The sequence below is a fragment of the Stenotrophomonas sp. Ste96 genome (assembly GCF_024519495.1).
Lineage (GTDB): Bacteria > Pseudomonadota > Gammaproteobacteria > Xanthomonadales > Xanthomonadaceae > Stenotrophomonas > Stenotrophomonas bentonitica_A.
This window is the reverse complement of record NZ_JALJRX010000002.1, coordinates 90,333-110,240: the sequence shown is the minus strand read 5'-3', so window position 1 is coordinate 110,240 and position 19,908 is coordinate 90,333. Positions and strand designations below refer to the sequence as shown.

Annotated in this window: 19 protein-coding genes and 4 tRNA genes; 12 read left to right on the top strand and 11 right to left on the bottom strand. The window is 66.3% G+C overall.

What is annotated here, in order from left to right; all coding sequences use genetic code 11:
* Positions 1-161 precede the first annotated feature (161 nt).
* The 10 genes from OC373_RS07315 to OC373_RS07270 all read left to right on the top strand — a co-directional run bounded on the left by OC373_RS07315 (position 162) and on the right by OC373_RS07270 (position 6,082).
* Positions 162-722, top strand: a complete 561-nt coding sequence (locus tag OC373_RS07315; protein ID WP_019183297.1) for a glycine cleavage system protein R — start codon at positions 162-164, stop codon at positions 720-722.
* A gap of 78 nt (positions 723-800) precedes the next feature.
* Entirely contained in the window at positions 801-1,280 is a 480-nt protein-coding gene (locus OC373_RS07310) for a peroxiredoxin (protein ID WP_019183298.1), read from the top strand.
* Positions 1,281-1,361: 81 nt separating this feature from the next.
* A complete protein-coding gene (locus OC373_RS07305; RefSeq protein WP_261997367.1) occupies positions 1,362-2,759 on the top strand; it encodes a PhoH family protein in 1,398 nt (465 codons plus the stop codon).
* A 23-nt stretch (positions 2,760-2,782) separates the two neighbouring features.
* A complete protein-coding gene (locus OC373_RS07300) occupies positions 2,783-3,262 on the top strand; it encodes a hypothetical protein (protein ID WP_046273637.1) in 480 nt (159 codons plus the stop codon).
* A gap of 30 nt (positions 3,263-3,292) precedes the next feature.
* Positions 3,293-3,964, top strand: a complete 672-nt coding sequence (locus OC373_RS07295) for a YoaK family protein (protein WP_261997366.1) — start codon at positions 3,293-3,295, stop codon at positions 3,962-3,964.
* A 43-nt stretch (positions 3,965-4,007) separates the two neighbouring features.
* The gene (gene thiD / locus OC373_RS07290) at positions 4,008-4,817 is read left to right on the top strand and encodes a bifunctional hydroxymethylpyrimidine kinase/phosphomethylpyrimidine kinase (RefSeq protein WP_019183302.1); all 810 of its coding nucleotides are present in this window, start codon (positions 4,008-4,010) and stop codon (positions 4,815-4,817) included.
* Positions 4,814-5,653 carry an alpha/beta fold hydrolase gene (locus OC373_RS07285; RefSeq protein WP_261997365.1) on the top strand — a complete coding sequence of 280 codons (840 nt, stop codon included), beginning with the start codon at positions 4,814-4,816 and terminating at the stop codon, positions 5,651-5,653. The genes thiD and OC373_RS07285 overlap by 4 nt, the downstream gene beginning before the upstream one ends.
* A gap of 62 nt (positions 5,654-5,715) precedes the next feature.
* Positions 5,716-5,792, top strand: a tRNA-Arg gene (locus tag OC373_RS07280).
* A gap of 54 nt (positions 5,793-5,846) precedes the next feature.
* A tRNA-Arg gene (locus OC373_RS07275) sits at positions 5,847-5,923 on the top strand.
* 82 nt (positions 5,924-6,005) lie between these two features.
* A tRNA-Arg gene (locus tag OC373_RS07270) sits at positions 6,006-6,082 on the top strand.
* A 155-nt stretch (positions 6,083-6,237) separates the two neighbouring features.
* On the opposite strand, the gene OC373_RS07265 is transcribed toward OC373_RS07270, so the two are convergent.
* Together OC373_RS07265 and OC373_RS07260 are read right to left on the bottom strand one after the other, a co-directional pair.
* Positions 6,238-7,383 carry an alpha/beta hydrolase gene (locus OC373_RS07265; RefSeq protein ID WP_261997364.1) on the bottom strand — a complete coding sequence of 382 codons (1,146 nt, stop codon included), beginning with the start codon at positions 7,381-7,383 and terminating at the stop codon, positions 6,238-6,240.
* A 156-nt stretch (positions 7,384-7,539) separates the two neighbouring features.
* Complete coding sequence (locus OC373_RS07260; RefSeq protein WP_070427100.1) at positions 7,540-8,466, bottom strand: LysR family transcriptional regulator; 927 nt, start codon at positions 8,464-8,466, stop codon at positions 7,540-7,542.
* Positions 8,467-8,606: 140 nt separating this feature from the next.
* Here OC373_RS07260 and OC373_RS07255 point away from each other — a divergent pair, with 140 nt between their 5' ends.
* Positions 8,607-9,308 (top strand): pirin family protein, encoded by a 702-nt coding sequence (locus OC373_RS07255; RefSeq protein ID WP_070427099.1) that lies wholly within the window; start codon positions 8,607-8,609, stop codon positions 9,306-9,308.
* Positions 9,309-9,383: 75 nt separating this feature from the next.
* Here the strand turns inward: OC373_RS07255 and OC373_RS07250 are convergent, their stop codons facing one another.
* The 3 genes from OC373_RS07250 to OC373_RS07240 form a co-directional block, all read right to left on the bottom strand.
* Positions 9,384-11,522 carry a TonB-dependent siderophore receptor gene (locus tag OC373_RS07250; RefSeq protein WP_156785822.1) on the bottom strand — a complete coding sequence of 713 codons (2,139 nt, stop codon included), beginning with the start codon at positions 11,520-11,522 and terminating at the stop codon, positions 9,384-9,386.
* A gap of 292 nt (positions 11,523-11,814) precedes the next feature.
* Positions 11,815-12,963 (bottom strand): aldo/keto reductase, encoded by a 1,149-nt coding sequence (locus tag OC373_RS07245; protein ID WP_070427097.1) that lies wholly within the window; start codon positions 12,961-12,963, stop codon positions 11,815-11,817.
* 115 nt (positions 12,964-13,078) lie between these two features.
* Positions 13,079-13,720, bottom strand: a complete 642-nt coding sequence (locus tag OC373_RS07240) for an ankyrin repeat domain-containing protein (protein ID WP_083279887.1) — start codon at positions 13,718-13,720, stop codon at positions 13,079-13,081.
* A gap of 134 nt (positions 13,721-13,854) precedes the next feature.
* Between OC373_RS07240 and OC373_RS07235 the strand changes: the two genes are divergently transcribed.
* Positions 13,855-13,989: a hypothetical protein gene (locus OC373_RS07235; protein WP_261997363.1), complete on the top strand. Its 135-nt coding sequence runs from the start codon at positions 13,855-13,857 to the stop codon at positions 13,987-13,989.
* A 71-nt stretch (positions 13,990-14,060) separates the two neighbouring features.
* Here the strand turns inward: OC373_RS07235 and OC373_RS07230 are convergent.
* The 6 genes from OC373_RS07230 to lexA all read right to left on the bottom strand — a co-directional run bounded on the left by OC373_RS07230 (position 14,061) and on the right by lexA (position 19,835).
* A tRNA-Ser gene (locus OC373_RS07230) sits at positions 14,061-14,153 on the bottom strand.
* Positions 14,154-14,234: 81 nt separating this feature from the next.
* Complete coding sequence (gene csrA / locus OC373_RS07225; RefSeq protein ID WP_019183311.1) at positions 14,235-14,438, bottom strand: carbon storage regulator CsrA; 204 nt, start codon at positions 14,436-14,438, stop codon at positions 14,235-14,237.
* A gap of 144 nt (positions 14,439-14,582) precedes the next feature.
* On the bottom strand, positions 14,583-17,231 hold the full coding sequence (gene alaS, locus OC373_RS07220) for an alanine--tRNA ligase (RefSeq protein ID WP_070427095.1): 2,649 nt from the start codon (positions 17,229-17,231) through the stop codon (positions 14,583-14,585).
* Between the two features lie 107 nt (positions 17,232-17,338).
* Positions 17,339-17,830: a recombination regulator RecX gene (recX, locus tag OC373_RS07215; protein WP_019183313.1), complete on the bottom strand. Its 492-nt coding sequence runs from the start codon at positions 17,828-17,830 to the stop codon at positions 17,339-17,341.
* Positions 17,831-17,940: 110 nt separating this feature from the next.
* On the bottom strand, positions 17,941-18,981 hold the full coding sequence (gene recA / locus OC373_RS07210) for a recombinase RecA (protein ID WP_026069798.1): 1,041 nt from the start codon (positions 18,979-18,981) through the stop codon (positions 17,941-17,943).
* Between the two features lie 203 nt (positions 18,982-19,184).
* Positions 19,185-19,835 carry a transcriptional repressor LexA gene (lexA, locus tag OC373_RS07205; protein ID WP_261997362.1) on the bottom strand — a complete coding sequence of 217 codons (651 nt, stop codon included), beginning with the start codon at positions 19,833-19,835 and terminating at the stop codon, positions 19,185-19,187.
* Positions 19,836-19,908: the final 73 nt, after the last annotated feature.

The following is a 19,908-nucleotide window of genomic DNA, read 5'->3' as shown; positions in this document are numbered from 1 at the left end:
CATCGTGCTCGGAAGAAAGGGGGCACCGTGCCTGCGTAAACGCCGGCCAGATGTACGTTGCATGTTACTTGCGGGTCGAAAGCGCGGGCAAGTATGCTGGACTCCGGCGAACGTGCCGTCGTCCGGCCGTTCAGACTCACCTTGCATCACCCGGAACCATCTTGACCGACACCACGCCGCGGCCTGCGCCGACCGAAAACCACCTCCTGATCAACGCCTATACGACGCATCCGGAGTCCCCCCTGCTGCCTGTGACCCGGCGTATCGCCGACAGTGGCTGCAATCTGGTCGATGCCCGCCTGGCCACGGTCGGCCGCGACGTCTCCGTCACCGCCCTGGCCACCGGCTCGTGGGACTCGGTGGCCAAGCTGGAGGCGATGCTGACCCGGCTGGAGCGTGAGGAAGGCCTGAAGCTGGTCTGGTACCGCACCGGTGCCAAGCAGGCCCAGTCCAACCTGCTGCCCTACATCGTGGAAGTGATCGCCGCCGACAAGCCGGGGATCCTGTTCCAGCTGGCCGATTTCTTCGACCGCCAGGGCATCACCATCGAAAACCTGCAGAGCACGCGTTACCGCGCGATGCAGACCGGTGCGGAAATGTTCTCCGCGCAGGTCACGATCGGTGTGCCGGCCAACATGCACATCGCCGCGCTGCGCGATGATTTCCTCGAGTTCTGCGATCACCTCAACCTCGATGCGATCATGGACCCGATGAAGTTCTGATGTTTCGCGCGCTCGTCACGGGCGCGCGGGGTTTCATGCAGTTGTAGTAGATCCACCCCAGGATCCGGAAAGGAACCCATGAACGACGGCGACACCCTGGACAGCACCACCCTCGCACTGCCGCTGGCGTTGTCCGGCGGCGAGACCACCACCCTCGGCGATCTGGCCGGCCAGTGGCTGGTACTGTACTTCTACCCCAAGGACAGCACCCCGGGCTGCACCACCGAGGGCATCGATTTCAACGCACTGCTCCCGCAGTTCACCCAGGCCGGCGCCCGCGTGTTCGGCGTTTCCCGCGATTCGGTCAAATCCCACGACAACTTCTGCGCCAAGCAGGGCTTCGCCTTCCCGCTGATCAGCGATGGCGATGAAGCGCTGTGCACCGCGTTCGACGTGATCAAGCTGAAGAACATGTACGGCAAGCAGGTGCGCGGCATCGAGCGCAGCACCTTCCTCATTTCGCCGGACAGTCGTATCGTGCAGGCGTGGCGCAAGGTCAAAGTGGCCGGCCACGCAGACACCGTCCTTGAAGCCCTGAAGGCCGCGAAAACCCAGTGACCACCCCGGCACCCCCAATGGCCATCACCCTGCCCCGCAGGTCGTGATGGCTTGTCCCTGTTCTGCCACCAGGAATTGACGATGACCCGAGGCAAGCGCATCTACGTACTGGATACCAACGTGCTCATGCACGATCCGACCGCGCTGTTCAAGTTCGAGGAGCATGATGTCTACCTGCCGATGCAGGTGATCGAAGAGCTGGACAACGGCAAGAAGGGCACCACCGAGGCCAGCCGCAACGCGCGCCAGGTCAGCCGTTTCCTCAATGAACTGGTGCAGGCGTCGGGCCTGGAGAACCTGGCCGACGGCATTCCACTGCAGCGCCCGAACGGGCTGCAGCTGCGCGGCAAGCAGAGCGTGGGCCTGCTGCGCTTCCAGACCAGCCACTTCGACGCCGGCAAGAGCTTCGGCGCGGTCATTCCCGATAACGCCATCCTCGGCGCGATCCTGGCCCTGAAGGAGCAGGTGCCGGAGATTCCGGTGGTGTTCGTTTCCAAGGACATCAACCTGCGGATCAAGGCGGCCATTGCCGGCATCGTCTCCGAAGACTACGAAAACGACCGCGCGCTCGACGATTTCAGCCTGCTCTACACCGGTGCCACCGAGCTGCCGGAAGACTTCTGGAAGAAGCACACCGACAACCTGCGCAGCTGGAGCGACAAGGGTCGCACCAGTTACGAAATCATCGCCAGCGAAGACGAGAACTGGCATCCCAACCAGTACGCCTACCTGCCCGGCGATGATGAAGTCGAACTGCGCGTGGCCAAGGTAGACGGTGAGAAGATCACGCTGTCGCTGGTCAACGATTTCCGCCATGGCAGCCACGCGGTCTGGGGCATCAGCGCGCGCAACCGCGAGCAGAACTTCGCGCTCAACGCGCTGATGGACCCGGAGATCGATTTCGTCACCCTGCTCGGCACCGCCGGTACCGGCAAGACGCTGCTCGCGCTGGCCGCCGGCCTGGCCCAGACCATGGACCAGCAGCGCTACCGCGAGATCATCATGACCCGCGCCACGGTCAGCGTTGGCGAGGACATCGGCTTCCTGCCCGGTACCGAGGAAGAAAAGATGACGCCGTGGATGGGCGCGCTGACCGACAACCTGGAAGTGCTCACGCATACCCAGGAAGGCGGCGCGTGGGGCCGGGCGGCGACCAACGACCTGATCGCCAGCCGGATCAAGATCCGCTCGCTGAACTTCATGCGTGGCCGCACCTTCCTGTCGCGTTATCTGATCCTGGATGAAGCGCAGAACCTCACTCCCAAGCAGATGAAGACCATGATCACCCGTGCCGGCCCCGGCACCAAGATCGTCTGCCTGGGCAACGTGGAACAGATCGATACCCCGTACCTGACCGAGACCACCTCGGGCCTGACCTACGCGGTGGACCGCTTCAAGAACTGGCCGCACAGCGCGCACATCACGCTGCGCCGTGGCGAGCGTTCGCGCCTGGCCGATTACGCTTCGGAGGTGTTGTGAGCCGTTTCCTGTCCCGTGCTGTCCTGCCGCTGGCGCTTGCTGCGCTGGCGGCCGCCTGCACGCCTGCCAATACACGGCCGGGCGCCAGCGTCCCGACCGCGGTCAAGACCGGCCAGTCCTGGGTGGTGACGCGACCGGTCGTCGCCGCCCAGGTCCTGGATACCTGCTCACGCTCCAGCCCCGGCCGCGAGCCGGGGCGCGTCACCGGCTACTGGGCCCCCAGCCGCCAACAGGTCGAACAGCTGGAAGCCCAGTTGCCGTCGCTGGAGGCGCAGGTGCCCAAGGCGGCCGATTTCGACCGCCAATACGTGGGCATCGAAATGGACGGCCGCCAGCTGATCTATCTCAACGCCTTCCATCTGCCCGACGATGCCGATATCGACCCGGCGCGCGATGCGATCCGGGTCTGCGATGGCGGCGCGCAGTTCTGGGGCGCGGTGTTCGATCCGGCCAGCGGCAGTTTCTCGGATGTGCAGTTCAACGGCCCGCCTGCGGGTCGTTGATCGTGCCGTGACCCCGACCACACGCGCCGGATGAGCATCCGGCTGCCCACCTGGGTCTGGATCGGCGCGATCGCGCTGTCCTGCGTGGCCGGAATGGTCAACGTGGTCGGCTTCCTCGGCTTCGAGCACCAGGCGGTCAGCCACATGACCGGCACCACCAGCCAGCTCGGCATGGCGCTGGCCCAGCGCGACTGGCGCGTGGTCGGGCATCTGTGGGGACTGCTGATCGCCTTCTGCATGGGTGCCACGCTCAGCGGCGTGATCATCCAGGACAGCGGCCTGCAGCTGGGCCGCCGCTATGGCGTGGTGCTGGCGCTGGAATCGCTGTTGCTGCTGATCGCGATCCCGCTGTTCAAACAGCAGCAGATCTGGGGCGCGCTCGCGGCGGCGATGGCCTGCGGCCTGCAGAACGCGATGGCGACCACGTTCAGCGGGGCGGTGGTGCGCACGACCCATCTCAGCGGCATGTTCACCGACCTGGGCATCGGCCTGGGTCACCTGCTGCGCGGCCTGCCGCTGCCGATCCGGCGGCTGACCCTGAGCGGCCTGATCGTCAGCGGTTTCCTGGCCGGCGGCGTGATCGGCGCCGGGTTGTTCCTGCGCTTCGGTTACGACGCGCTGCTGGCGCCTGCCCTGCTGACCGGCGGCACCGGGCTGGGCTACGTGCTGTACCGGCAGTGGGCGCTGCTGCGGGCGCGCTGACGGCGCGGCAGCAATACGGCGGCAAACATTGCACAATCCAGGCATGACGCCTTCCAGCCCCGTTTCCGCCCTGACCATCGCCGGCTCCGATTCCGGCGGTGGCGCAGGCATCCAGGCCGACCTGAAGGCCTTCGCCGCCCATCGCGTACATGGCCTTTCGGCGATTGCCGCGCTGACCGCACAGAACACCCGCGGCGTCACCGCCGTGCACGTGCCGCCACTGGAGTTCCTGCAGGCGCAGATCGACGCCTGCTTCGCCGATTTCGATATCCATGCGGTGAAGCTGGGCATGCTCGCCAATGCCGAGGTGATCGGCCTGGTGGCCGACGCGCTGGAAAAGCACCGCCCGCCGCACGTCGTGCTGGATCCGGTGATGGTCGCCACCAGCGGTGCCAAACTGCTTGAAGACGCCGCCCTGGAGGCCATGCGCACGCGCCTGGTTCCACTGGCCACGCTGCTCACGCCCAACACGCCGGAAGCCGAGCTGCTGCTCGGCCGCCGCATCGTCACCGCCGAAGACGCCGAAGATGCCGCCGACGCGCTGCTCGAGCTGGGTGCCGGCGCGGTACTGCTCAAGGGCGGCCATCTGGATGAAGGCAGTCGCGTGATCGATCGCTACTTCGACGGCGTCACCCGCGACGAGTTCATCCACGCCCGGTTGCCGGTGGATGCGCACGGCACCGGCTGCACGTTGGCCTCGGCGATCGCCGCGCAGCTGTGCCAGGGGTTGTCGTTGCCGAACGCCTGCGAAGCGGCCATCGACTACGTCGCGCGTGGCCTGCAGAGCGGTTACTACCCGGGCCGCAGCGAGGTGCTGGTGATCGACCACTTCGGCGCGGCACGCCCGGCATGATCGACGCCTCTCCCCTGCCCGTGCAGACCGGCGATGGCCATCGCTTCGAACTGCTGGCACGCGTGCCGACGCAGCCACGCGCACGCCTGCTCTGGTTGCCGGCGCTGGGCGTCGCCGCGCGCCACTACCTGCCCTTCGCCGAGGCGCTCGCGGCGCGTGGCATCGCGGTGTACCTGCATGAGTGGCGCGGCAACGGCAGCAGCCGCCTGCGGCCGTCGCGCACGCAGGATTGGGGGTATCGCGAGATCCTCGAACACGACCTGCCGGCCAGCCTGGCCCAGATGCCCGAAGACGCGGTAACGCCCCTGATCATCGGCGGCCACAGCCTCGGCGGTCAGCTGGCCTGCTGCTTCGGCGGGTTGCACCCGCAGCGCTTCGCACGGGTGTGGCTGGTCGCCAGCGGCACGCCGTACTGGCGCACCTTCCCCGCCCCGCGCGGCTGGGCGCTGCCGCTCGTGTACCGCTTCCTGCCCTGGCTGGCCCAGCGCCAAGGGGTCCTGCACGGCAAGAGGCTCGGCTTCGGCGGCACGGAAGCGCGCGGCCTGATCCGCGACTGGTCACGCGTGGGCCTCAACAATCACTATGCGGCGGTGGGCATGGCGACCGATCTGGAGGCCGGCATGCGCACCCTGCAGGGCCAGGCCACTGCCGTGGTGATGGATCACGACTGGCTGGCACCGCCTTCCTCGATGCAGGCCCTGCTGGCCAAGATGCCCGGCATGCGTGCGCAGCTCAGCGTGTTGAGTGCGCAGGCGCTGGGCACGCGTGCCGATCACTTCGCCTGGATGAAAACGCCGGAAGCCGTGGTGGAGCGCCTTTTTCATTCATTTGAATGAAGACCTTCACAAAAACCGTTGACGAATGCGACGCCGATCCGCATAATTCCGCTCCTGTTGACGCGCCCGTAGCTCAGTTGGATAGAGTACCTGGCTACGAACCAGGCGGTCGGGAGTTCGAATCTCTCCGGGCGCACCATCAACAGGGTATCGATTTCGCCGTCGGTATCAGTAATGAAAATTCGATGTAAATGCGCCCGTAGCTCAGTTGGATAGAGTACCTGGCTACGAACCAGGCGGTCGGGAGTTCGAATCTCTCCGGGCGCACCATTACATCGAATGGCAGGCTTGCCTGCCTTCCCGTCGAACGTGGCAACACGCGCGGCAGGACACACAACCAGACAATGCAAATGCGCCCGTAGCTCAGTTGGATAGAGTACCTGGCTACGAACCAGGCGGTCGGGAGTTCGAATCTCTCCGGGCGCACCATTGCATCGACGAAGACAGCAGCCATCGGTTGCTGTTTTTTTTTGCGTTGTCGCCGGCTGCCATTCGACAGTGACGGGTAGTGCCGGCCGCTGGCCGGCTCTCATGAATGTTGGACGATCACCTGGAGCCGGCCAGCGGCCGGCACTACCGGGAGGTCAACCCTGCGGTGCGGGTGCCCGGGCCGCCTGCATCGCCATCAGGTCGGCTTCACCCGGCAGCTCCGGCGCGGGGCACGCCCCACCGGCGTGGCCATCATGCGCCAGCCAGTCATCCACCACACTGCCCAGCAGATCCACGCGCAGCGGCAGCGTGATGTGGTCTTCGCCACGCAGCTCGATGTAGTGCACGCGCGGGCTGGCGGCCGCCAGGCGGCGCCCCTGCCCGACCGGCACGTGCTGGTCGTCCTGGCCATGCAGCAGCAGCACGCAGGCGCGGCTGTCGGCCAGCGCGCGGGTGACATCGACGCGGTCCAGATCCAGGTCCAGCCGCTGGCTGGCGGCGGCGATCACCTGGTCGATATCCTGACCGCCATAGCGCCAACGTCCGTATGCGGCCATCGCCTGCGCTTTCCATGCCGTCGGCTGCAGTGACATCAGGTGCGGGATCATGCTGCGGATGGCATCGCCGGCATTGGCGAAAGACTCCATCGCCACCACGCCGGTGACCTGGTCGCCGAGCTTGTCCGCGGTGAACAGCGCAGTGGCAGCGCCATAGGACACCCCGAACAGGTACAACGGCCCGACCACTTCACCACGCGCCTTCAGCGCCGCGATGACATCGACCACGTCATCCGATTCGAAGGTGCCGTAGCCCGACGGTCCCGCACCCGAATGGCCGTGGTTGCGCAGGTCGATGGTGACCACGCGGTAGCCGGACTGCGCCAGCTGCAGCGACCACGGCAGCATCGCATCACCGTTCATCATCCAGCCGTGCAGCAGCACCACCGTGCCGCGCGGTGCCTGCGCCCGGAACGGGTGCGGCAGGTCCAGCGCCATGCCGGTGCGCAGCGGCTCGCCATTGTCGTGCTGCTGGGCCAGGTACTGGTAATGCAGCCCGTACTGACCGGGGTCGAACGCACGCCAGAAGATCGGCACGCCCGCGCGCCCGGTCACCCGGCCATGCCGGTTGGGCACGCTCTCCACCGCTTCGGCGATGCGCGGCATGTCCAGCAGCGTGGATACGCCGCCGGGCGCGATCAGGCGATCACTCAACGAGGTCGAGGCAGCGGTGGAGGTCAAGGAAGAGCAGGCAGCCAGCCACAGGCCAGCCCCGGCCAGCAGCAACAGCAGCAAGCGCTTCATGGGCGGAATCGGAAAAACCAGACGAGTCGCGCAGGGTACCGATCACGCCGGCGCCGCTCTATCGCATCCAGATGACCATCCGATGACAGCCAAGCCAACATTCAGCTTGAACGGGACGGGCAGCGGCATCGGCGCAGGCCCCTGCCCGGCCTGCGATCAGCCCAGCCAGCCTTCCATGGTGGGCCACCAGCCCGCCAGCACCTCCGGGCGCTGCATCCGCTCCCGCCACCAGCGTAATGCGGCCCCCTCCTCGCCGGTGCGCCAGGCCAGCCAGAACGTCTCGTCCGGTTTGGGTTCCTCGACCTGTTTGATCACCAGCCGGCCGTCCCGCACCGCCTGCTGCACATACGGCTCGGGCAGGAAACCGAAACCGAGCCCGGCGCACTGCAGGCGGAACTTGCTGACCATGTCCGGCACGGTGACCGTTTCCTGCCCCATCAGCAGGCCCACCGTACGCGGCAGCAGCCGCCGTGCCGAATCGGCCACGGCGATCGCGCAGTGGGTGGCCAGCTGCTCACGGCCCAACGGTTCGGGCGCGGCCGCCAATGGATGTGAGGGCGAGACGGCGAACACGAAGCGCACCACGCCCATCGGCTCGACTACATAGCCGCCGCCACTGGGCCCCTCACCCGCCGCGCCGACCAGCAGGTCCGCGCGCCGGTCCAGCAATGCCTCCCACGTGCCCGAGAGCGATTCAGTGATCAGCCGCATCCGGGTCTGTTCGGCCACCGCATTGAAGGCTCGTACGTCCTCGGCCAGCAGCGCCGGTACGAACATCGAATCGACCGCCACGGTCAGCTCGGCTTCCCAGCCGGAGGCGACGCGCCGCACCCGCATCTCCAGCTCGCGGGCGGCCCGCAGCAGATGGCGCCCCTCTTCCAGCAGCGCCTCCCCGGCCGGGGTCAGGTGCGCGCGCGGCCCAACCCGGTCGAACAGCTGCACGCCCAGGTCTTCTTCCAGTTTGGCGACCGTGTAGGAGATGGTCGAGGGCACCTTGTGCAGGGCCTTGCCGGCCGCGGCGAACGAGCCACGGCGGTCGATGGCATCCAGGATCTGCAGGGCGTCGAGGCTGAGCTTGAGCATTCGAAATTTTCGATGATGGCTTGCGAAACTATCCGTTTTTCAAGCGGCCGGAGCAAGCGGATACTGGCCGCAACAGGAAAGGGAACGGCAGCGACCACCCCGGACCGCCATCGAAACCATCGAACACCCAGGAGATTCCCATGCTGCAGATCCGCAAGAGCAACACCCGTGGCAAGGCCGACCATGGCTGGCTGAACTCCATGCACACCTTCTCCTTCGCCAACTACTACGACCCGCGCTACGTCAGCTTCGGGCCGCTGCGGGTGATCAACGAAGACCGCGTGCAGGGCGGCCAGGGTTTCGGCACCCACAGCCACAGCAACATGGAGATCGTCTCCTACGTGCTCGGCGGCGCGCTGGAGCACAAGGACTCGATGGGTACCGGTTCGGTGCTGCGCTACGGCGATGTGCAGCGCATGAGCGCCGGCAGCGGCGTCAGCCACAGCGAGTTCAACCACTCGGCCGACGAGGCGGTGCACTTCCTGCAGATCTGGCTGTTCCCCGATCAGGAGAACATCACCCCGAGCTACCAGGAGACCCACTTCGCGCCGGAGACCAAGCGCGGCCAGCTGCGCCTGATCGCTTCGCGCGATGGCCGTGACGGCTCGCTGTTGATCCACCAGGACGCGAACCTCTACGCCACGATCCTGGACGGTGACGACCGCGTCCACCTGCCGCTGGCCCCGGGCCGCGGCGCCTATGTACAGGTGGCCCGCGGGCAGCTGCAGGTCAACGGCATCACCCTGGAAACCGGCGATGCGCTGCAGGTCAGCGACGAGGCGCAGCTGACGCTGGAGAACGCCAATGATGCGGAAGTCATCGTGTTCGACGTCGCGCTGTAATCACCAGGCGCGGAAAACGCAGACACCCCGGTTGCCCGGGGTGTCGTTCGTTGCGCGGATCAGTCGTTGCGTGGATCAGAATCTGTAGTTCAGCGTCAGCCGGACGTTGCGCGGCTCACCCCAGGTGTAGGTGCTGTACCAGCTGAAGATCGTGTAGTAGTGCTTGTCCAGCAGGTTGTTGACGTTGAGCGTCGCCGAGAGCTGGTCATTGAACTGGTAACGCGCCATGGCATCGAGCAGCCAATAGGGCTCGGTGCGATGGACCTGGCTTCCGCCGGTGGCCGGGTTGGTGATGGTGCCGAAGGTGCTGCCCTGCCAGCGCGCGCCACCGCCGAGGCTCCAGCCATCGGCCGCACCGGTGAGCCGGTAGCTGGTGTGCACGCTGAACTGGTCTTCCGGCTCCAGCGTGGAGACCTTGGTGGACTGCTGGCGCGCGATCTTGTGCGCGTAGCCGCCCTGGACCTGCCAGCCCGGCGCCAGCTGACCGGACACCTCCAGCTCGTAGCCCTTGGTGCGCACCCCCATCAGGCCTTCATAGGCGATCCCGCCACTCGGCGTCCTGCCGCCGGTCGGCTGCGCGTAGTTGTCCTGTTCCAGCTGGAACACCGCCGCACTGGCGTTGAGTCGGCCGTCGTAGAACTCCGCTTTCAGGCCGGCCTCGTAGCTGCGCCCTTCCAGCGGATCCAGCACCCGGCCCTGCTCGTCCTGGTTGCCCTGCGGTTTGAAGATGGTGCTGTAGCTGGCGAACACCGAGACGTTGCGATTGAGGTCGTACACCAGGCCGGCATACGGCACGACCACGCCGCTCTCGTCGGTATCCGGAGACTTGTAGTTGGCGATACGGCTGCCGAGGATCAGCTTGAGCGGATCGGCCAGGTCGAAACGGCCCACCACGTAGGCACCGCTTTCGCGGGTGACCTGGTTGTCACCGTAGCCCCACTGCCAATCCGGCTCGGGCACATCGCCGGCCCAGGCGTAGTAGTCGGCAACGCTGCTGACATAGCCCGGCTGCGGCGAGTAGCCGTTGTTGACCCAGCGCTTGCGCGACACGCTGCCACCGACCACCAGCTCATGCTGCCGGCCGAACCACTCGAACTTGCCGCTGACGTACAGATCGGCCGCGTTGCTGGTGGTCTTGCCGATGTACTGGCCCAGCCACATGCTCACGCCCTCACCGGTGACCGGATCGGGATTGCCACCGGCCGCCGCGCCCAGCGAGGCGTCATACCCGTTGACCTGGTGATTGAGCTGCAACTTGGCGACCCAGTCATTGGCGAAGGTGTGCTCCAGCGTGGCGAAGCCGGTACGGGCGTACTGGCCCCAGCGGCTCCAGCGTGCGCCGTTGTTGAACGAGCGCGGCATCCTGTTGAAGTTGCCCTCGCTGTCCAGCAGCGGAATGCCACCCCAGCTGGACCCTTCCGGATCGCTGTCCTGGTAATCGGCACCGACAGTCAGCAGGGTGCTCTCGCCGATGTCGGCCTCGAGAATGCCGTAGAAGACTTCATTGCTGCGCTGGTAGTGGTCGGCATTGGAATGCTTGTCCTGGTAGGCGCCCACGACGCGGCCGCGCACGCGGCCACTTTCAGTGAGCGGCCCGCCGACATCGACCTCGGCGCGATAGCTGTCCCACGAGCCCACGCCCAGCGTTGCGCTGCCAGCCAGTTCGCGGGTTGGCTTCTTGCGCACCAGGTTGATGGTCGCGCCCGGATCGCCCATGCCGGTCAGCAGGCCAGTGGCGCCCTTGAGCACTTCGACGCGGTCATAGATGGCCATGTCGCTGAGCGTGTTGCCGGCCGAGTAGGCCGAGTCGCGCGCCATCGGGATGCCGTCGTACTGGAAGTTCTGTACCGCAAAGCCCCGCGCGTAATACTCGGTGCGCTCGCTGTCGTAGGTAACGATGCTCACGCCGGGCGTGACCTTCATGACGTCATCGATGCCGTTGAGGCCGAAGTCGTTCATTTCCTGCCGGGTGATCACGCTGATCGACTGCGGCGTCTGGCGCGGACTGAGCACCAGGCGAGTCGCAGTGGCGATCGTGCCGGGCGTGTACGAATCACTGCCCTCGGTCACGGTGCCGAGCTGGTTGGCGGTGACCTGCACGGTCTGCAGGGTCTGTGCGCCGTCCTTGGCAGGTGCCTCGCCCGCCGGCGCCTCGTCGGCCTGCACGGCAGACGCGGACAGGGCCAGGCCCAGCACGCAGCCCATCGCCTGCATCAGCGGGGAGATCGAGGGAACAGCACGACGGCGACCCGAATGGATCGGGGCAACACGGAACGGAACGACGGACACGGCAATGCCTCCAGGCAGGACGGGATTCCTCTGGCGGCGGCTGGAGGGAACGAATGGGCGGCATGATGCCGCATCCGGGCCTATAGCGAAAGGCTATCGCAGCAAGCGAGCGGGTGGAGAGCCCCGCAGACAGGCGACGCTCCGGCTGCAGCCGGGGCGCCACAGGTCATTGGCCGGTAGCAATCACGTCAGGTGATCCGCCGGTCCACCCACCGGATCAACCACGCGGCACCGGCGCATCCGAGGCAATCAGCTTTTCCTGCTTGAGCTCTGCCCAGAAGGCGCCCGGCACCGCCACGGACATGGAAGCGACGTTGGCCAGCACCTGTTCGGGCGTGCGCGCGCCCGGAATGACCGCCGATACCACCTCGGGTGCATCGGCGAACTGCAGCGCCGCCGTGCGCAGGTCCACACCATGGCGATCGCAGATAGCCTGCACCCTGGCACGCTTTTCCGGCGCCCAGGACGGCACCTTGCCGTCATAGAGATACCGGTCCCGCCCGGCCAGGTAGCCCGCCAACAGCGGCGACCCGACTACGACCGACGCGCCATGCGCGGCGATCTTCGGGAAGGTGTCATGCAAGGCCTGCTCGTGATCCAGCAGCGAGTACTGGCAGGCCAGCAGGAAGATATCCGGGTCGGCCTCGGCCACCGCACGCAGCGCCGGCTCGGGGCGATTGACGCCGAACCCCCAGGCTTTGATAAGCCCCTCCTCGCGCATACGGGTCAGCGCCGGCATCGCGCCTTTCGCGGCCTCTGCGAAGCGCTGCTCCCACGGCATGCCGAGGTCTTTCTCGTTGTCCGGCGACAGGTCATGAATGAAGACCACGTCCAGCTGCGACACCCCGAACCGGTTGAGGCTGTCCTCTACCGAGCGCCGCGTGCCATCGGCGGAGTAGTCATAGCGGTAATGGAACGGCGAGGGATCCTTCCACATCACCTCCTGCAGTTCACCGGCGGTCGCGGTCAGCAACCGGCCAACCTTGGTTGACAGCGTGTACTCGCGCGCCGGGTGGTTGTGCAGGTGATGGCCGTAGCGGCGCTCGCTCAGGCCGAGCCCGTACCAGGGTGACGTGTCGTAATAGCGCACGCCTGCCGCATACGCCGCTGCCAGCGTGGCTTCACTCTGTGCGTCGCTGGCGGCCGCGAAGCCATTGCCTATCGCGACACCGCCCAGGCCCAGGCGGGTCTGCGGACGATAGCGCCTGCCCTGCTGCGCCGGATTGCCGGCCAAGGGTTTCGTCGAGGCCTGGCCGCGGGTGGGCAGGACGCTGCCCGGGCCGGACGACTGCGCCATCAACGGTGAAGCGGCGAAGGCGGCGGTGCCGGCGGCGGCAACGGAGAGGAAGTGGCGACGTGCGTTCACGGCGACTCCTGATTCTGCGGGGGAAGCGCACAGCGTCGCAGAACGGTGGTGCAGAGCATGCCGTTGCCGCGTCAAGGCAGCGGCAACATTGCTCCCCACCCCGCCGTGCGGATGCTCAGCCCTGGGCAGCGCCGGCGGCGAGAAGCAGCGTCTCGATCGCGCGGTACCCGCGCTGGCGTGCATGCTGCAGCGGGCTCACGCCGTCACCGTCGGGCAGGTTCACATCCGCGCCCGCCGCGATGAGCTGACGGACGATCTCGACATGCCGCGGGCCGCCATCGGCGAGGATGATCGCCTCCAGCAGCGCGGTCCACCGCAGGTTGTTGACATGATCCACCTCCACGCCGGCAGCGATCAGCGTCGCCACGGTCTCCACGTGCCCGCGTTCGGCCGCCGGAATGAGTGCAGTGCCACCGTAGCGGTTGGTGCTTTTCAGGTCGGCACCGGCCGCCAGGGTCGCGCGCAGGATCTCGAGATGCCCGCGGGCACCGGCGTAGAGATAGGGGCTGTCCTGGATCGCATCTTTGGCATTGACGTCGGCACCCGCCTGGATCAGCGCAAGCGCGGCCTCCACGTGATTGTGGTGGGTCGCAACCAGCAACGGTGTCGCCTTCGCCACGCCGCGCGCATCCACCCTGGCGCCCTGCCCCAGCAGCGTACGCACTGCAGTGGCATCGCCCTTCTCCGCCGCCCGATGCAGCCGCTCATCCAACGAAGCGGCACCGGCCGGCATGACCATGCCCATCAGCAGGCTCATGACCACCCAGCCGCGTAGCGACCTCCTTCCCATCGACATGTTCCTGCTCCTTCCACGGGGGCGCCCGGTGGGCGCCGCTGGAGAACGACCGTAGCCGAGCCGCCGCGCCGGCACCAATGAAGATTGGGGATCGAGTGCATTCGCCATCCGAATGCGTCGGCCGACGCGCGTTCCGCCGGTTTCATGCGTATGGCGATCACTACTACGCCGCCTTCCTGATCGACCCGGACGGGCATCGCATCGAAGCGGTCTGCAAGTCGGTGGAGTGAACCAGATCGCGCAACCGGATCGCACAAAGAAAAAGGCCTCCGTACTTGCGTACGAAGGCCTTTTCTACAACTGGCGGAGCGGGAGGGATTCGAACCCTCGATAGAGTTTTAAGCCCTATACTCCCTTAGCAGGGGAGCCCCTTCAGCCACTCGGGCACCGCTCCAGTGTTCTTGGTCCGCCGCTGCGATGAATCATCTCAGCGGGGGCGCGAATAATAACGTTTTCCGCGCCCTCAGGTAAAGCCTTAATCCGAAGAATTTTCACTTCCGGATGCATTCGGCTCATCACCGCGCTGGATGCGCTGGTAAATCTCTTCGCGGTGCACGGCCACGTCCTTCGGAGCGGTGATACCGATACGCACCTGGTTGCCCTTGACGCCGAGCACGGTCACGCTGACCGAGTCACCGATCATCAGGGTTTCGCCTACGCGGCGAGTCAGGATCAACATTTGTTCAAGTCTCCAGGGAACCGGTGGTGGCATTTCCCCACCGGCTTGGCGCCCCGGCAAGAGCGCCCCACGACAACGGGAAAAGATTCGCCATAGTACCGTCAGGGCTCCCGCCCCTTCAAGGAGCAGGAACCGTCAGGTTGTTCAGATACGGGGGGTGACCCAGTCGACGACGGCGGCCAGTGCAGAAGCAAGGGCGGGCCCGTCCTCACCACCACCCTGGGCGAGGTCCGGGCGGCCGCCGCCCTTGCCCCCGATCTGACTGGCGATATGGGCCAACAGTTCCCCGGCCTTGACCTTGCCCATTGCGCTGCCGTTCACGCCCGCGACCAGGGCGGCCTTGCCGTCCTGGGTGCCGGCCAGCACGATCACCGCATCACCGAGCTGCTGCTTGAGGCGGTCGATGGCATCGCGCAGGGCCTTGGCGTCGAAGCCTTCCAGGCGCGCGGCCAGGATCTTGACGCCCTTGACCTCCACTGCGCCGGCGCCAAGATCGGCGGTCGCGCCGGCGGCCTGTTTGGCCTTGAGTGCGTCGAGTTCGCGCTCGAGCTTCTTCTGGCGCTCGCCGAGCTGGCGGATCTTGTCGACCACGTCACCGGCGTTACCGCCGAGCAGTGCGGCCGCTTCACTCAGCTGGGCTTCTTCATGGGCCACGTAATCCAGGGCGCCCTGCCCGGTGACCGCTTCGATACGGCGCACGCCCGAGGACACGCCGCCTTCGGAGGTGATCTTGAACAGACCGATGTCGCCGGTGCGCGAGACATGCGTACCGCCACACAGTTCGGTGGAGTAGTCGCCCATCTTCAGCACGCGCACGTGCTCGCCGTACTTCTCGCCGAACAGTGCCATCGCGCCGAAGTCGAGCGCTTCCTGCATGCCCATGTTGTGGACTTCGGCCGCGTTGTTGGCACGCACCTGTTCGTTGACCTTGCGCTCGATGATCGCCAGGTCCTCGGCGCTGATCGGCGCGAAGTGCGAGAAGTCGAAGCGCAGGCGATCAGGCGCGACCAGCGAGCCCTTCTGCTGCACGTGGGTGCCCAGCACTTCGCGCAGGGCGGCATGCAGCAGGTGGGTGGCCGAGTGGTTGAGGATGGTGGCGCCGCGGCGCTGGCCATCGACCTGGCCGGACAGCACGTCGCCCACCTTCAGGCTTCCCTGGGTGAGCGTGCCCACATGGCCATGGAACTGGCCGGCGAACTTCTGCGTGTCGCGGATGTCCACCTGCACGCCCGCGCCGGTCAGGGTGCCGTTGTCGCCGACCTGGCCGCCGGATTCGGCGTAGAAGGGGGTCTGGTTGGTCAGCACGATGACGTCGTCACCGGCCTGGGCCGTCTGCGCCGGGCGGCCGTCCTTGAGGATGGCGACCACGGTGAGGTCGTCGGCCTGCAGGCGGTCGTAGCCGAGGAACACGGTCGGCTTGAGCGTGGCGACCAGATCGGCCGACAGGGTCACGCCGCCGCCGAACTTGCCGGCCGCGCGCGCGGTCTCGCGCTGGGTCTCCATCGCGGCGTTGAAGCCGTCGATGTCCACGGTCAGGTCACGCTCGCGCGCGATGTCCTGGGTGAGATCGAGCGGGAAGCCGTAGGTGTCGTACAGGCGGAACGCATCCACGCCCGGAATCACGCCGTTGCTGACCTTGGCCGCGACGTCGTCGAAGATCTTCATGCCCGAATCCAGCGTTTCAGCGAAACGCTCTTCCTCGGCCTGCAGGGCGCGCACGACGGTGTCGACCTGGGCCGGCAGTTCCGGATAGGCCACGCCCATCTGCTCGACCAGGGTCGGCACCAGCTTGCTGAAGAACGGCTGGCGCACGCCGAGCATCCAGCCATGGCGCAGCGCGCGGCGGATGATACGGCGCAGCACGTAGCCGCGGCCTTCGTTGGACGGCAGCACGCCATCGACGATCAGGAACGAACACGCGCGGATGTGATCGGCGATCACGCGCAGCGACTTGTTCTCCAGATCGGCCATGCCGGTCAGCTCGCTGGCCTTGCGGATCAGCGCCTGGAACAGGTCGATTTCATAATTGGTATGGACGTGCTGCAGGATCGCGGCCAGACGCTCCAGGCCCATGCCGGTATCCACGCACGGCGCCGGCAGCGGCACCAGGGTGCCGTCGGGCTGGCGGTCGAACTGCATGAAGACCAGGTTCCAGATCTCGATGAAGCGATCGCCGTCTTCGTCGGGCGAGCCCGGGGGGCCGCCGGCGATGTGGTCGCCGTGGTCGTAGAAGATCTCGGTGCACGGACCGCACGGGCCGGTCTCGGCCATCTGCCAGAAGTTGTCCGAGGCGAACGGCGCACCCTTGTTGTCGCCGATGCGCACGATGCGCGATTCCGGAATGCCGACCATGTCGCGCCACAGCGCGTAGGCCTCGTCATCGGTCTGGTAGACGGTGACCAGCAGGCGCTCGGCCGGCAGCTTCCAGACCTGGGTCAGCAGCTCCCATGCCCAGGCGATGGCATCCTTCTTGAAGTAATCGCCGAAGGACCAGTTGCCCAGCATTTCAAAGAAGGTGTGATGGCGCGCGGTGTAACCGACCTGGTCCAGGTCGTTGTGCTTGCCACCGGCGCGCAGGCAGCGCTGGACGTCGGCCGCGCGCACGTAGCTGCGCTTCTCGGCGCCAAGGAACACGTCCTTGAACTGCACCATGCCGGAATTGGTGAACAGCAGGGTCGGATCATTGCCCGGCACCAACGGCGCCGACGGCACGATCGTATGACCCTTGCCCTTGAAGAACTCAAGGAAATCGCTGCGGATCTGGGAGGTAGTGAATTTGACGGATGCGTTCATGGGGGGCTGGCTTTGTGCGGGCCGGTCAGTCCCTGGCACGCAGCCCCAATGGCCGGGTGTCAACTGCAGGACCGCCGAAACCACAAAGGGTATCAGGCCCGGGCCGCTCAGTCCTCAGGGTCGTAACGGGTGGCCTGGCGGATGCTGTCGCCGGGGAAGCCGCGGCGGGCCAGCAGATCGGCCGCTTTGCGCCGCTGTGGCAGTTCCTGCGGGCCGGCCTCGCCGAAACGGCGGCAGACCAGGTCGCGGGCGTTCTCGGTCCAGTCGCCTTCGAAAGTATCCATGGCGGCAGCGATCTGATCACTATCCAGGCCATGCGTGCCCAGTTCGGCGCGGATGTGGATCGGCCCATAGCCGGTATTGGCCCGGATCCGGACCAGATTCTCGGCAAAGCGGGTGTCGTCCTGCCAGCCGGCCTCGGCCAGCTTGCTGACGGCCGCTTCGGCGGCCTCGTTCTCGATGCCCCGGGCCTGCAGCTTGCGGGTCAGCTCTTTGCGCGAATGCTCGCGGCGCACCAGCAACCCCAACGCCCGCTGGACCGGCGTCTGTTCCTGGACACGGCGCTTGCGCCGGGGTGCGGGGGGATCGGAATCGTGCATGGCCGCCTATCATTACAGTGCGCCATCCTTGGCGCCATCCCGTCGGGGATTCGTGGAACTGCGGGCCAGGGCAGGCGTCACTGACGGCGCCGCCCTGCCCCGCAGGAAACTCACTCGGCGTCGTCTTCGGCGTCGTCGCCGCCTTCACGCACGGCTTCTTCCGGCTGGAACTTCTCGCGCAGCTCGGCTTCCAGACGCTGGGCAACCTGCGGGTTGTCGCGCAGATAGCCGCGGGCGTTGTCCTTGCCCTGGCCGATGCGCTCTTCGCCGTAGCTGTACCAGGCGCCTGCCTTCTCGACGAGCTTGGCTTCCACGCCCATGTCGATCAGCTCGCCTTCGCGGCTGATGCCTTCGCCGTACAGAATTTCGGTGATCACCTGCTTGAACGGCGGCGCCAGCTTGTTCTTGACCACCTTGATCTTGGTCTGGTTGCCGATGATCTCGTCGCCCTTCTTGATCGCGCCGATACGGCGGATGTCCAGGCGGACCGAGGCGTAGAACTTCAGCGCGTTGCCGCCGGTGGTCACTTCCGGGCTCTGGCCCGGCATCATCACGCCGATCTTCATGCGCAGCTGGTTGATGAAGACCACCAGGGTGTTGGAGCGCTTGATGTTGCCGGTCAGCTTGCGCAGCGCCTGGCTCATCAGGCGGGCCTGCAGGCCCGGCAGCTGGTCGCCCATTTCGCCTTCGATTTCAGCCTTCGGGGTCAGCGCGGCGACCGAGTCGACCACCACGATGTCCACCGAGCTGGAGCGCACCAGCATGTCGGCGATTTCCAGCGCCTGCTCACCGGTATCCGGCTGCGACAGCAGCAGGTCGTCCACGTTGACGCCCAGCTTGGCGGCGTAGATCGGGTCCAGCGCGTGCTCGGCATCGATGAAGGCGGCGGTACCGCCCTTCTTCTGGCATTCGGCGATCGCCTGCAGGGTCAGGGTGGTCTTGCCCGACGATTCCGGACCGTAGATCTCCACCACACGGCCCTTGGGCAGGCCGCCGATGCCGAGTGCGATATCCAGCATCAGCGAACCGGTAGGGATGACCTCGACCGCCTCGACGACACGGTCGCCCATGCGCATCACGGCGCCCTTGCCGAACTGCTTTTCGATCTGGCTCAGCGCGGCGGTGAGGGCGCGCTTTTTGTTTTCGTCCATCGGAGTGGTCCTTGCAGAGGTCGTATCGGTGGAGGTGCTGTCTTTGGAAGTCTTCTTGGCCATGGGTTCACTTTAAGGCTGGCGTATCGCACGGGCTGAGATTCTGCCCGGCGTTCGGAAAAAAATTATCGGACATCCGTACCAACCTCAGCAAAACCAGAGATGTGCCACAAAAGACCGCGCGTGATTCAGGGGGAACAGGGTCAGCGGTTGGGCCGCAGCAACCCGCAATAGAGGCCTTCGATCGCGAAGTCCTTGTCCGGCAGCACTTCGATCGGTTTGTAATCGGGATTGCGTGGCAGCAGGCGGATCCGGTCCTTGCCCATCTTCAGCAGCTTGACCGTGATCTCGTCATCGATGCGGGCCACCACGATCTGGCCGGAGCGCGCGTCACGGGTGCGGTGCACGCCGATCAGGTCGCCGTCGAAGATGCCCTCGTCGATCATCGAATCGCCCTGCACTTTCAGCAGGTAGTCGGGCGCGGGCGAGAAGAACACCCGGTCCAGGACCACGAAGTCATCCGAGCCGATGTCCGCACCGATCGGCAGACCGGCCGCGACCCGGCCCAGCACCGGCAGGCGCAGGACGTGGTCCGGCAGCGCCGAGGCGGGCAGCGATTCGGGCAGGCCGCTCTGCAGCGCCGGTGCCTGGACCAGGCGGATGCCGCGGGCCTGGCCCGGAATGCGGCGGATCGCCCCGGCCTGCTCCAGCGCTTCCAGATGGTACTGGGCCGCGCGGACGCCCTTGAAGCCGAACGCGCGGGCGATTTCCGTCTGCGACGGCGGTGCGCCATCGGTCTCTATACGCTCGGCGATCAACTGCAGGATCGCCTGCTGGGTATCGGTCAGGTCCATGGTTAGTAGTATTACTACTAACGATACGGGCACGCAAGTGCCCGCAGAGCAAGAGCCATTACAAAGGACAGCG

What these genes read in the sequence shown, in the direction of transcription:
- OC373_RS07255 (WP_070427099.1), top strand. Translation starts at nt 8,607, where the DNA reads ATGCTGCAGATCCGCAAGAGCAACACCCGTGGCAAGGCCGACCATGGC.
- OC373_RS07250 (WP_156785822.1), bottom strand. Translation starts at nt 11,522, where the DNA reads ATGCAGGCGATGGGCTGCGTGCTGGGCCTGGCCCTGTCCGCGTCTGCC.
- thiD (WP_019183302.1), top strand. Translation starts at nt 4,008, where the DNA reads ATGACGCCTTCCAGCCCCGTTTCCGCCCTGACCATCGCCGGCTCCGAT.
- lexA (WP_261997362.1), bottom strand. Translation starts at nt 19,835, where the DNA reads ATGGACCTGACCGATACCCAGCAGGCGATCCTGCAGTTGATCGCCGAG.
- OC373_RS07285 (WP_261997365.1), top strand. Translation starts at nt 4,814, where the DNA reads ATGATCGACGCCTCTCCCCTGCCCGTGCAGACCGGCGATGGCCATCGC.
- OC373_RS07265 (WP_261997364.1), bottom strand. Translation starts at nt 7,383, where the DNA reads ATGAAGCGCTTGCTGCTGTTGCTGCTGGCCGGGGCTGGCCTGTGGCTG.
- OC373_RS07310 (WP_019183298.1), top strand. Translation starts at nt 801, where the DNA reads ATGAACGACGGCGACACCCTGGACAGCACCACCCTCGCACTGCCGCTG.
- recX (WP_019183313.1), bottom strand. Translation starts at nt 17,830, where the DNA reads ATGCACGATTCCGATCCCCCCGCACCCCGGCGCAAGCGCCGTGTCCAG.
- OC373_RS07260 (WP_070427100.1), bottom strand. Translation starts at nt 8,466, where the DNA reads ATGCTCAAGCTCAGCCTCGACGCCCTGCAGATCCTGGATGCCATCGAC.
- OC373_RS07295 (WP_261997366.1), top strand. Translation starts at nt 3,293, where the DNA reads ATGAGCATCCGGCTGCCCACCTGGGTCTGGATCGGCGCGATCGCGCTG.
- recA (WP_026069798.1), bottom strand. Translation starts at nt 18,981, where the DNA reads ATGGACGAAAACAAAAAGCGCGCCCTCACCGCCGCGCTGAGCCAGATC.
- csrA (WP_019183311.1), bottom strand. Translation starts at nt 14,438, where the DNA reads ATGTTGATCCTGACTCGCCGCGTAGGCGAAACCCTGATGATCGGTGAC.
- alaS (WP_070427095.1), bottom strand. Translation starts at nt 17,231, where the DNA reads ATGAACGCATCCGTCAAATTCACTACCTCCCAGATCCGCAGCGATTTC.
- OC373_RS07305 (WP_261997367.1), top strand. Translation starts at nt 1,362, where the DNA reads ATGACCCGAGGCAAGCGCATCTACGTACTGGATACCAACGTGCTCATG.
- OC373_RS07240 (WP_083279887.1), bottom strand. Translation starts at nt 13,720, where the DNA reads ATGAGCCTGCTGATGGGCATGGTCATGCCGGCCGGTGCCGCTTCGTTG.